This is a genomic window from Pseudomonas sp. B19(2017), from assembly GCF_002113165.1.
Classification (GTDB): Bacteria; Pseudomonadota; Gammaproteobacteria; order Pseudomonadales; family Pseudomonadaceae; genus Aquipseudomonas.
Genome location: NZ_NEJR01000012.1, coordinates 1 through 11,627, shown reverse-complemented (window position 1 = coordinate 11,627; position 11,627 = coordinate 1). Strand labels below are relative to the sequence as shown.

The 11,627-nt window shown below is 62.2% G+C and carries 12 protein-coding genes; 5 read left to right on the top strand and 7 right to left on the bottom strand.

Going from position 1 to position 11,627, the window contains the following annotated elements:
- Positions 1 to 37: 37 nt before the first annotated feature.
- The gene (locus CAF70_RS16815) at positions 38 to 424 is read right to left on the bottom strand and encodes a hypothetical protein (protein ID WP_085626074.1); all 387 of its coding nucleotides are present in this window, start codon (positions 422 to 424) and stop codon (positions 38 to 40) included.
- A 144-nt stretch (positions 425 to 568) separates the two neighbouring features.
- On the opposite strand from CAF70_RS16815, the gene CAF70_RS16810 reads away from it, so the two are divergent.
- Together CAF70_RS16810 and CAF70_RS16805 are read left to right on the top strand one after the other, a co-directional pair.
- On the top strand, positions 569 to 766 hold the full coding sequence (locus CAF70_RS16810) for a heavy-metal-associated domain-containing protein (RefSeq protein ID WP_085626073.1): 198 nt from the start codon (positions 569 to 571) through the stop codon (positions 764 to 766).
- 229 nt (positions 767 to 995) lie between these two features.
- Entirely contained in the window at positions 996 to 2,177 is a 1,182-nt protein-coding gene (locus CAF70_RS16805) for a multidrug effflux MFS transporter (protein ID WP_085626072.1), read from the top strand.
- On the opposite strand, the gene CAF70_RS27945 is transcribed toward CAF70_RS16805, so the two are convergent.
- Positions 2,128 to 2,325, bottom strand: a complete 198-nt coding sequence (locus tag CAF70_RS27945; protein ID WP_085626071.1) for a hypothetical protein — start codon at positions 2,323 to 2,325, stop codon at positions 2,128 to 2,130. The genes CAF70_RS16805 and CAF70_RS27945 overlap by 50 nt on opposite strands.
- Positions 2,326 to 2,811: 486 nt before the next feature.
- On the opposite strand from CAF70_RS27945, the gene CAF70_RS16795 reads away from it, so the two are divergent.
- On the top strand, positions 2,812 to 3,525 hold the full coding sequence (locus tag CAF70_RS16795) for a helix-turn-helix transcriptional regulator (RefSeq protein ID WP_085626070.1): 714 nt from the start codon (positions 2,812 to 2,814) through the stop codon (positions 3,523 to 3,525).
- A 20-nt stretch (positions 3,526 to 3,545) separates the two neighbouring features.
- Here the strand turns inward: CAF70_RS16795 and CAF70_RS16790 are convergent, their stop codons facing one another.
- From CAF70_RS16790 to CAF70_RS16765, 5 genes are all read right to left on the bottom strand, one after another.
- Positions 3,546 to 4,493: an adenosine deaminase gene (locus tag CAF70_RS16790; protein ID WP_085626069.1), complete on the bottom strand. Its 948-nt coding sequence runs from the start codon at positions 4,491 to 4,493 to the stop codon at positions 3,546 to 3,548.
- Between the two features lie 84 nt (positions 4,494 to 4,577).
- Entirely contained in the window at positions 4,578 to 5,264 is a 687-nt protein-coding gene (locus CAF70_RS16785) for an SDR family oxidoreductase (RefSeq protein WP_085626068.1), read from the bottom strand.
- A 575-nt stretch (positions 5,265 to 5,839) separates the two neighbouring features.
- Complete coding sequence (locus tag CAF70_RS16775) at positions 5,840 to 6,424, bottom strand: YigZ family protein (RefSeq protein WP_085626067.1); 585 nt, start codon at positions 6,422 to 6,424, stop codon at positions 5,840 to 5,842.
- A gap of 9 nt (positions 6,425 to 6,433) precedes the next feature.
- Positions 6,434 to 7,096, bottom strand: coding sequence for a TetR/AcrR family transcriptional regulator (locus tag CAF70_RS16770; RefSeq protein ID WP_085626066.1), 663 nt, complete (start codon positions 7,094 to 7,096; stop codon positions 6,434 to 6,436).
- 90 nt (positions 7,097 to 7,186) lie between these two features.
- Positions 7,187 to 8,104 carry a LysR family transcriptional regulator gene (locus CAF70_RS16765; protein WP_025337589.1) on the bottom strand — a complete coding sequence of 306 codons (918 nt, stop codon included), beginning with the start codon at positions 8,102 to 8,104 and terminating at the stop codon, positions 7,187 to 7,189.
- 118 nt (positions 8,105 to 8,222) lie between these two features.
- On the opposite strand from CAF70_RS16765, the gene CAF70_RS16760 reads away from it, so the two are divergent.
- Positions 8,223 to 9,569, top strand: coding sequence for an aspartate aminotransferase family protein (locus CAF70_RS16760; protein ID WP_085626065.1), 1,347 nt, complete (start codon positions 8,223 to 8,225; stop codon positions 9,567 to 9,569).
- Between the two features lie 73 nt (positions 9,570 to 9,642).
- A complete protein-coding gene (locus tag CAF70_RS16755; protein WP_085626064.1) occupies positions 9,643 to 11,136 on the top strand; it encodes a CoA-acylating methylmalonate-semialdehyde dehydrogenase in 1,494 nt (497 codons plus the stop codon).
- The last annotated feature ends 491 nt before the right edge of the window (positions 11,137 to 11,627 follow it).

Sequence of the window (11,627 nt, the reverse complement as noted above, 5' to 3'; positions counted from 1 at the left end):
ACAGGCCTCCAGCATCAACCTTGCCACGCAGGTAAGGTCAATAGCCCAGGCCGGCTCGCTTCAATTCCAGCCCATACTGCCCCATGGCGATGCGGTATTTGTTGATCTGGCCCGCCTGCAGGTTCAGTCGTGTGCTGCGTTGGTCCTCGACACCTGCGGCGCAGCCGGGCATTTGCCCGGGGAGCAAGCGCAGGCGCACGTCTACCGGGCCGGGCGGCAGGTTGAATGAAGTGGACTGCTCCTGGAACACACGCCCGGAGAGCTGGTCGTTGAGGTAGATACCGATTTCGCAACTGGTGGCCACTTCCAAACGCTCCCGGGAAATGATCAGCACGCTGTAGTCCGAGTTGCCCTCGGCGCTGGCCGGTGGCACTGCAGCCAGCGTGCTCAATAGCCCGACGATGGCCAATGCTGCCCTGAACATGAAAAATCTCCTGCTTGCCTGATCATCAAAGGCGCAGCTTGGCCGACGCGCGCGCTTATTTCCACCCCAGGCGTTACAGGCAGGGCTTGACCTTGCCCTGATGGCAAGCTTGAAACTCGTGGAAAACCTGAAGGAGATAACCCCATGCAAGTGTTCAATGTACAAGGCATGACCTGCGGCCATTGCGTGAAAGCCGTGACCCGGGCGGTGCAGGAGCAGGACGCCGCGGCCAAGGTGGAGGTCGACCTGGCGGCCAGGCAGGTACGGGTGCAGAGCGAGTTGGCGCAGGAGCGGATCCTTACTGCCATTCGCGATGAAGGCTATCAGGCCGACGTTGCCTGAATACTTACCTGTGGGAGCGGGCGCGCCCGCGAACACCGGCGCAGCCGGTGCCATTCACCGCGGCGCCTGCTTCGCGGGCACGCCCGCTCCCACAGGGGCGGCGTCAGCCCTTGGGTTGTGAGCAAGGCAGTTGCCCTTGCAAAGGCCCAGTTTGTTGCAAATGTTTTCGTACTGAAGGGGCCTGCAGCAGGTAGAATCGAGCACTTGCTTAGCCTGCTATGGATTCCTGATGAACCTGCGAATGGTGCTCATCCTGGGCGCACTCAGTGCGTTCGGGCCCCTGGCGATCGACTTCTACCTGCCCGCCTTCCCGGCCATGGCGCAGGCGTTCGCCACCGATGAAAAACACGTCCAGGCCACCTTGGCCGCCTACTTCCTTGGCCTGTCCATCGGGCAACTGGCCTACGGGCCGGTGGCTGACCGCTTCGGCCGACGCAAACCGCTGATGTTCGGGGTAACCCTGTTCACCCTGGCGTCACTGGCCTGTGCCTATGCCCCCAACCTCGACACTCTGGTGCTGGCGCGTTTCGTCCAGGCGCTGGGCGGTTGCGCCGGGATGGTGCTGTCGCGGGCGATTGTCAGTGACAAGTGCGACCCGGTGGCCTCGGCCAAGGTGTTCTCGCAACTGATGCTGGTCATGGGGCTGGCGCCAATTCTGGCACCGATGCTGGGCGGGGTGTTGGTGAACCTGGCCGGCTGGCAATCGATCTTCCTCGCCCTGAGCCTGTTCAGTGCCGGTTGCCTGCTGGCGGTCAGCCTGGGCCTGCCGGAAAGCCTGCCCGGGCACATACCGCGGCAACCGCTGTCTGGCGCTTTGCGTCAGTACTTGCGCCTGCTCGCTGACCGGGTGTTCATCGGCCATGCCTTGACCGGTGGTATCGCCATTGCCGGCATGTTTGCCTACATCGCCGGTTCACCTTTCGTATTCATCAAGCTATACGGCGTGCCGGCCGAGCATTACGGCTGGTTGTTCGGCACCAATGCTGCCGGCTTTATCCTGGTGGCGCAGGTGAATGCTCGCTTGCTGGCCAAGCGTGGGCCGGCGTTCCTGCTGGCGCGGGCGGTGTGGCTGTACCTGGCTGCGGGCCTGACGTTGCTGGGCGTGGCGGCATTGCGACCAACACAGCTGTGGCCATTGCTGGTACCGCTGTTCGTCTGCATCGCCAGCCTCGGTTGCATCATCCCCAACGCCTCTGCCTGTGCCATGAGCGGGCAGGGCGCGCGGGCCGGGAGTGCTTCGGCGCTGATGGGCTGCCTGCAGTTCAGCGTCGCCGCCGGCGCCGCGGCGCTGGTCGGGCTGCTGCATGATGGCAGTGCGGTGCCGATGGCGCTGGTGATCAGCTTGTGCGGGGCACTGGTGGTCAGTGTCGCGCTGCTGACCCGACGTTTGCCGGCCAAGGCTCCCGCATAAGCGAGTGAGGTGCCTGCAGGCGGGTTTCCAGCGTGGCGACGAAGGCCCGCGCCTCGGCCTCGCTGCGGAAACTGACCACGTGTTGATCGAGCTGGACCTGCCACGGGCAGGCGGGGTTTCGGCTCGACGCGCTGACGACAATTTTCATCGCGGCATACCTCCAAAGGGGGAGAGCGGATGAAGTGTAGCGCTACCCCTTCTGCCTGCCATGGCCTGCCTCGCTGTCCTGACTGACGGTCGTCGGGAACATTTTCTACACGCTTTTGCCTGCTTGGGGCGCAATGCCCGCAAGCACGTGGAACCTTCGCTTTGGCTTGCGCTACTTGTGGAAATTGGTTGTCGGCCGCGTCCGAAGTTGCATTCGGTGTTTTTCCCGCCTGCCGTTACCGTGCTCCTGTCTGGGGAGGCGGGCTGCTTGCCCGTGCGGCCCGGGCAGGTTTCACACGCTGTTTCACTGCTTGCCATGGGTAGGCATACCCTGTGGTTTTTTGCCTGCGCTACCACGGCGCTGGGCTGCCTGAATGGCGTTTTTTGCGGCTTATACTGGCGAACCAGGCCAGTGCCAGCGAGAGGCGCTTCCCTGCCAGGGTTGGCCATCGCATCCACACAGTGAACTTGCAGGGAGTACAGGGACATGAACGCAGCCAGCAGTATCAGCCAGATTGCCAGCCTGATGGCCGACCCCAAGCGCAGTGCCATGTTGTGGGCATTGATCGATGGCACGCCGCGGCTGGCCAACGAGCTCGCGGTAATGACCGGGCTGACCTCGTCATCGGCCTGTGCGCACCTTTCGCTGTTGTCGTCGGCCGGTTTGCTGCGGCACGAAGCGCGGGGCCGCAAGCGCTACTTCCGCCTGGCCACCCCGCAAGTCGGGGCGGCGGTGGAGGCCCTGGCCAGTGTCCAGCTGGAGAGCGCCAAGGGGGCGTGGGCCAAAGCCCCGGTATCATCGCTGCCCATGTCGATACGCAGGGCGCGTCGCTGTGGCGATCACCTGGGCGGGGAACTGGCCGGTGAGCTGTATCACCGTCTGGTGGTGGCCGGCTGGGTGGAGGGTAGTGGTCGACAGCTGATGGTGAGCGAGGAGGGGCGGACGCAGTTGGCTTTGGTCGGGGTCTACATCGATGCCTTGGCACCGCATCAGCAACGTGGTTGCGTGATCTGCCGCTGCACCGAGTGGAACGATGAGGGGCCGCACCTGGGCGGCGTGCTGGGGCAGGCGTTGTTCCGGTTGTTCCTGCAATCGGGCTGGATGCGCGAGGCCGAGGACTCGCGGGCATTGCATATCTCTGCGCTGGGTATCCAGCAGATCAATCGCATTGCCCGCGTGCCGACGTTGCAGGTCGGTTGACCGCAACGCCGCAATGCCGATCAGATCAGCCGGGCATCCAGACTGTTCCGGGCCAGGCGACGGGCCTGATCTTCGGTCATGCCCAGGTGGGTGAACAGGGCGTGGAAATTTTCGGTGACGTAGCCGCCAAAGTAGGCCGGGTCGTCCGAATTGACCGTGACCTTCACGCCGCGCTCCAGCATGTCGAGGATGTTGTGCTGGCTCATGTGGTCGAATACGCAAAGCTTGGTGTTCGACAGCGGGCACACCGTGAGCGGGATCTGCTCGTCGATGATGCGCTGCATCAGGCGCTCGTCCTCGATGGCGCGCACACCGTGGTCGATACGCTTGACCTGCAGCAGGTCCAGCGCTTCCCAGATGTACTCGGGCGGGCCTTCCTCGCCAGCATGGGCTACGGCAACCAGGCCTTCGTTGCGGGCGCGGTCGAACACGCGCTGGAACTTGCTCGGTGGGTGGCCCATTTCCGAGCTGTCCAGGCCAACGGCGATGAAGGCATCGCGGAACGGCAGGGCCTGGTCGAGGGTTTTCTGTGCTTCATCTTCGCTGAGGTGGCGCAGGAAGCTGAGGATCAGGCCGCTGCTGATGCCCAGTCGCTCGCGACCGTCCTTGAGCGCCTGGTTGATGCCGTTGAGCACCAGTTCGAAGGGGATGCCGCGGTCGGTGTGGGTCTGTGGGTCGAAGAACGGTTCGGTGTGGATCACGTTCTGCGCCTTGCAGCGTTGCAGGTAGGCCCAGGTCAGGTCGTAGAAGTCCTGCTCGGTGCGCAGCACGTCGGCGCCCTGGTAATACAGGTCGAGGAACTCCTGCAGGTTGTTGAAGGCATAGGCACCGCGCAAGGTCTCCACATCGTCCCAGGGCAGGGCGATCTTGTTGCGCTCAGCCAGGGCGAACAGCAGCTCGGGCTCCAGCGAGCCTTCCAGGTGCAGGTGCAGTTCGGCCTTGGGCAGGGCGTTCAACCAGTCATACATAGTGGGTCATCTCGATCAGGTACGGTTGCCGCCATTCTACAGAGCCTGGCCGGGCAATGCGCCCGGCCGCTGCGACCCGGTGAATCACCAGGCCAAGGGTTCGCCCTTGTAGTTGATGAAGCGCAGGCCGCCGTTGCCGCTTTGCGCCTTGATCTGTTCGAGCATGCCGCGGGTGCTGGTCAGCACATCGATCTCGGCATTTTCGCCGCCCATGTCGGTTTTCACCCAGCCCGGGTGCATGGCCAGCACACACAGATCGGGGCGTTGTTGCTCGACGACGAAGCTGTTGATCATAGAGTTCAGGGCTGCCTTGCTGGCCTTGTACAGGCAGATTTCGCCGCCATCGGGGATGGTCACGCTGCCCAGGATCGAGCTCATGAAGGCCAGCACACCGCCGCCTTCGCGCACTTGGCCGACCAGGCGACGGGCCACGCGGATCGGGGCCACGGCGTTGGTCATGAACAGGTCGCCGATGTCTTTGTTCTGCACCGTCTCCAGGTCTTGCGGCAGGGGGCCCATGACGCCGGCGTTGACGAATACCAGGTCGAATACCTGATCTTGCAGGCGTTGCTTCAGGCCATCGAGTTGGGCCGTATCGTTCATTTCCAGCTGTTCGATGCGCACACCGGGCACATCTGCCAGCGCGCCGGGCTGCTGCGGGTTGCGTACGGTGGCAGTGATGTTCCAGCCGTCTTCGTGCAGGCGTTGCACCAGGCCCAGGCCCAGCCCGCGCGAGGCGCCGATGATAAGTGCGGTTTTTGCGTTAGCCATTTGGATGCGCTCCGTGATCGGTTGGCAAATAAGGCTATTGAGGATAATGCACTGGCGCTGATTTGCAGCCCTTCATCCACAGGCGCCGCAATACCTGTGGGAGCGGGCATGCCCGCGAACACCGGCGCAGCCGGTGCCATGCACCGCGTTGGATTCTTCGCGGGCGCGCCCGCTCCCACAGGGTACGCGCAGCGCCTGCCAAATCAGTTCTCTGCGCGACAGCGCAGCCCAAAGGGCTGGTTGATCTCCCACAGAGGATCGTGTTCTCCTGTGGGTAAATGGATTGGCTAAAAAACAACCAGTCGCGCCGCGCCCTTGTGGGGCCGGGCACTTTGCCTGTTGGCGCACGGGTTATCCACAGGCTGTTCCACAGTTATTGTGTGCAAACCGAGAGGCAGCAGGCTGGCGCTTCTGGCCTCGTGCTGGGGATAACTTCTGAGCTTTCAGCAGTTTGCCGCTGTCATCAAACAGTGATCAAAATATGATCAAAGCTCTGCGGGCCTTGAAAGCAGAAGGCTGCAAGCGAATGCCCCAAGCTTATCCACAGGCCGGCCCACAGTTGTTGTGGGCAATGTTCAGCGTGCTTCGAGCAGAATGCGCCCGCGGCTCAAGTCGGCCAGCTGCTGCTGCAGTGGGGCCAGGTGGGCGTCACCAAGCGCAACCAGCAGGTCCACGCCATTGGCGGTGAACTGCTCATCCAGGACCAGGCCGTCAACCTCCGCCAGGCGCAACTTCACTAGCGACAGTTCGCTGAAACTGCAACTGCAGGTGAATTCGCTGCGCTGCACCAGCAGCCGCTTGGGTGCCTGTTGCAGACACTTGTTGGCGCCGCCGCCATAGGCCCTGGCCAGGCCTCCGGTACCCAGCTGGATGCCGCCATACCAGCGGATCACCAGCACCACTACCTGGTCGCAGTCCTGCGCTTCGATGGCCGCGAGAATCGGCCGCCCCGCGGTACCGCCGGGTTCGCCGTCATCGCTGCTGCGGTACTGGGCGCCGAGCTTCCAGGCCCAGCAATTGTGGGTGGCGGCCAGGTCGCTATGGCGTTCGATGAAACTCATCGCTTCGGCGGCACTGCTGATCGGCCCCGCGAGGGTGATGAAGCGGCTTTTGCGGATTTCCTCGCGGTATTCGCAGAGGTCGAGCAGGGTAGAAGGCATAAATGACGATCAGGCAACCGGCTTGATGCCGCAGCCCTTCAGAATGATGTGGATAAGATTGTTGCTTGCGTCTTCCATGTCCTGCTTGGTCAGGCGGCTACGGCCGGTGACCTGGCAGATCTGGGTGGCGAAGTCGGCGTAGTGCTGGGTGCTGCCCCACAGCAGGAAAATCAGGTGCACCGGGTCGACCGGGTCCATCTTGCCGGCGTCGATCCAGGCCTGGAACACTGCGGCACGGCCGCGGAACCATTCGCGGTAGTCGGCACTGAAGTACTCGGTCAGGCAGGTGCCGCCGCTGATCACTTCCATGGCGAAAATCCGCGAAGCTTGGGGGTTGCGCCGGGAGAACTCCATCTTGGTGCGAATGTACTGGCTCAGGGCTTCGCCCGGGTCGTCGTCGACGCTCAACGCGTTGAAGGTGCTGTCCCATAGCTCGATGATGTTGCTGAGCACGGCAATATACAGGCCCAGCTTGTTGGTGAAGTAATAATGCAGGTTGGCCTTGGGCAACCCCGCCTTGAGGGCGATGGTGTTCATGCTGGTGCCCTTGAAACCATGGCGGGCAAACTCGTCTTCGGCGGCCTGGATAATGGCCTGCTCGTTCTTCTGGCGGATGCGGCCCGCGGGCTTGCCCGAGGCGGAGAGGCGATGCGCAGGGACTTCTAGGGTCATGGACGATTCCGTACGGGTCAGTGGCTGCGGCTGTCGGACAAGATTACCTGCCTGTGCCGAAGTGACAAGCGTTTGCGGCACAGACTGGCATCAGCGTGTCGCAGCCAGGCTTTCGAGGAAGCTTTCCAGCACCAGGTTCGGCCGCCGGCCCTTGCGCGTAACCCAGCTGAGGCTCAGGTCATAGAAGCGTTGCCGGGGCTTGAGGGCACGCAAGCGGCCTTGCTGCACCCAGAACGTGGCGTAGTGGTCTGGCAGGTAGCCGATGTAGCGCCCGGTAAGAATGAGAAACGCCATGCCTTCACGGTCCGAAGCACTGGCCGTGCAGTTCAGCGCCTGGTAATGCGCCTGGATTTCGGCCGGCAGGCGGAAGGTGGGGGTGATGGCTTCCTGGCTGTTGAGGCGGTCGTCATCGATCTGCTGGTCATCGGCATAGAACAGCGGGTGGCCGACAGCGCAGTACAGTAGCGAGCGCTCGCTGTACAAAGGCTGGTACTCGAGGCCTGACAGCGGGCTGGTCTGCGGCACCACGCCGACATGCAGGCTGCCATCGAGCACGCCATGCTCGACCTGGCTGGGTGCGATCATGCGGATCTGGATACGCACATCGGGGCCGCGGTCCTTGAGCTCGGCCAGGGCATGGGTAATGCGCATGTGCGGCAAGGTCACCAGGTTGTCGGTCAGGCCAATGTTCAGCTCACCACGCAAATGCTGATGCAGGCCGTTGACCTCGGTGCGGAAGCTTTCCAGGGCGCTGAGCAGTTGCAGTGCCGAGTGGTAGACCTCACGGCCTTCTTCTGTCAGTGAGAACCCGGCGCGGCCGCGTTGGCACAGGCGCAGGCCGAGGCGTTGCTCGAGGTCGTTCATCTGCTGGCTGATGGCCGAACGGCCAATGCCCAGCACGTTTTCGGCGGCCGAGAAGCCGCCGCACTCGACGACACTGCGGTAGATCTTCAGCAGGCGGATGTCGAAATCGCTGACTTGGGCGAGTGGATCGGGGCGTCGGCTCATTAGTTTAGTCAGGGCCTGTCTGAAGATTAGAAATGTTGGCTTTTTCAGACTTTATCGCCGTGCCAATTTAGCTGCAACAACATCCATCGTTGCCTAATCGTCTTCCGAGGAACCGCCGATGAACATGCCCGAAACCGCTACCGCCGGGATCGCCAGCCAGCTCAAGCTGGATGCCCACTGGATGCCCTACACCGCCAACCGCAACTTCCAGCGCGACCCCCGTCTGATCGTGGCGGCCGAAGGCAGCTACCTGTTCGACGACCAAGGGCGCAAGATTTTCGATGCCCTGTCCGGCTTGTGGACCTGTGGCGCTGGGCACACCCGCAAGGAAATCACCGAAGCGGTGGCTCGCCAGATCGGCACCCTGGACTACTCCCCGGCCTTCCAGTTCGGCCACCCGCTGTCGTTCCAGCTGGCCGAGAAGATCACCGAGCTGACCCCGGGCGACCTGAACCATGTGTTCTATACCAACTCCGGTTCCGAGTGCGCCGACACCGCGCTGAAGATGGTGCGTGCCTACTGGCGCCTGAAGGGCCAGGCTACCAAGACCAAGATCATCGGCCGCGCCCGTGGCTACCACGGTGTGAACATCGCCGGCACCAGCCTGGGTGGCGTCAACGGTAACCGCAAGCTGTTCGGCCAACTGCTGGATGTCGACCACCTGCCTCACACCGTGCTGCCGGTGAACGCCTTCTCCAAAGGCATGCCGGAAGAGGGCGGTATTGCCCTGGCTGACGAGATGCTCAAGCTGATCGAGCTGCACGACGCCTCCAACATCGCTGCCGTGATCGTCGAGCCGCTGGCGGGTTCGGCTGGTGTGCTGCCGCCGCCGAAGGGTTACCTGAAGCGCCTGCGTGAAATCTGCACCCAGCACAACATCCTGCTGATCTTCGACGAAGTGATCACCGGCTTTGGCCGCATGGGCGCGATGACTGGCTCCGAAGCTTTCGGCGTGACCCCGGACCTGATGTGCATCGCCAAGCAGGTGACCAACGGCGCCATCCCGATGGGCGCGGTGATCGCCAGCAGCGAGATCTACCAGACCTTCATGAACCAGCCGACCCCGGAGTACGCCGTGGAATTCCCACACGGGTATACCTACTCGGCCCATCCGGTAGCTTGTGCCGCCGGTATCGCCGCGCTGGACCTGCTGCAGAAGGAAAACCTGGTGCAGGCCGCCGCCGAGCTGGCGCCGCACTTCGAAAAACTGCTGCATGGCGTGAAGGGCACCAAGAACATCGTCGATATCCGCAACTACGGCCTGGCCGGCGCGATACAGATCGCTGCCCGCGACGGTGATGCCATCGTGCGTCCGTACGAAGCGGCGATGAAACTGTGGAAGGCAGGCTTCTATGTACGCTTCGGTGGCGACACCCTGCAGTTCGGCCCAACCTTCAACACCACGCCGCAGGAACTGGACCGCCTGTTCGACGCAGTGGGCGAAACCCTGAACCTGATCGACTGATCGTTCCGATTCTGATGCCAGGCGCGTGACCACATCGCGCGCCTGCCTCTACCTTCTTTATCTGGAGTTTTGCATGAGCATTGTTCAGCACCTGATCCACGGCGAACTGGTTACCAAGGGTGAGCGCACCGCCGATGTCTTCAACCCGTCCACCGGTCAGGCCGTGCGCAAGGTCGAGCTGGCCAGCCGCGCGACCGTGCAGGAAGCGATCGACTCGGCCAAGGCGGCCTTCCCGGCCTGGCGCAACACCCCTCCGGCCAAGCGCGCCCAGGTGATGTTCCGCTTCAAGCAACTGCTGGAACAGAACGAAGCGCGTATCGCGCAGATGATCAGCGAAGAGCACGGCAAAACCCTGGAAGATGCCGCCGGCGAACTGAAGCGTGGCATCGAGAACGTCGAGTTCGCCTGCGCCGCGCCAGAAGTGCTGAAAGGCGAGTACAGCCGTAACGTCGGCCCGAACATCGATGCCTGGTCCGACTTCCAGCCGCTGGGCGTGGTTGCCGGTATTACCCCGTTCAACTTCCCGGCCATGGTACCGCTGTGGATGTATCCACTGGCAATCGCCTGCGGTAACGCCTTCATCCTCAAACCGTCCGAGCGCGACCCGAGTTCGACCCTGTTCATTGCCCAGCTGCTGCTGGAAGCAGGCCTGCCGAAGGGCATCCTCAATGTGGTGCACGGTGACAAGGAAGCGGTGGATGCGCTGATCGAAGCGCCGGAAGTGAAGGCCTTGAGCTTCGTCGGTTCGACGCCGATCGCCGAGTACATCTACGCTGAAGGCACCAAGCGCGGCAAGCGTGTGCAGGCCCTGGGTGGTGCGAAGAACCATGCGGTACTGATGCCGGATGCCGACCTGGACAATGCCGTCAGCGCGCTGATGGGCGCGGCCTACGGTTCGTGTGGCGAGCGTTGCATGGCCATTTCGGTGGCGGTGTGCGTGGGCGATCAGGTGGCCGACGCCCTGATTGCCAAACTGGAGCCGCAGATCAAGGCACTTAAGATTGGTGCCGGCACCTCGTGCGGCCTGGACATGGGCCCGCTGGTGACGGCTGCTGCCCGTGACAAGGTCGTGGGCTACATCGATGACGGTGTTGCTGCTGGTGCCAAGCTGGTGGTGGATGGCCGTGGCTTCCGTGTGGCCGGTAACGAGGATGGCTACTTCGTTGGTGGCACCCTGTTCGACAAGGTGACCCCGGAGATGCGCATCTATAAGGAAGAGATCTTCGGCCCGGTACTGTGCGTAGTGCGGGTGAACAGCCTGGAGCAGGCCATGCAACTGATCAACGATCACGAGTATGGCAACGGCACCTGTATCTTCACCCGTGACGGTGAAGCGGCGCGCCTGTTCTGCGACGAGATCGAAGTGGGCATGGTCGGTGTGAACGTACCGCTGCCGGTGCCGGTGGCCTACCACAGCTTTGGTGGCTGGAAGCGCTCGCTGTTCGGTGATCTGCATGCTTATGGCCCGGATGGGGTGCGTTTCTATACCCGTCGCAAGGCAATTACCCAGCGCTGGCCACAGCGGGCCAGCCATGAGGCGTCGCAGTTTGCGTTCCCTAGTTTGTAAGGGATGAAGCAGAAGCGGGGAGGCCGGCAGGCCTCCCCGCTTTACTTTTAAGCGATATGAAGGTTTCTTGAAATTAAAGGTTGACGCCCTCTCGAATCCCCTTATAATGCGCCCCACTTCCAGCGACGCCGGAACGACAAACTCCTTGAGATTCAATGAGTTAGATAGTCAAGGCGAAGTTGTAAGGGCTACGATCGAATGATCGACAGCGGTTGAGATGGTGGTTGACAGCGCTTCTAAACGCTGTATGATTCGCCTCCCGCTACGAGAGATCGCAGCGAGTCAAGTGTTTGAAGCTAAACGAGTTTCTCGCAAAAACTTCAAAATAAACGCTTGACAGCAAATGAGGAAAGCGTAGAATGCGCGCCTCGGTTGAGACGAAAAGCTCTTAACCAAACGCTCTTTAACAAATCGAATCAAGCAATTCGTGTGGGTGCTTGTGAGTACGGACTGATAGTCACAAAGATTATCAGCATCACAAGTGGCCATGC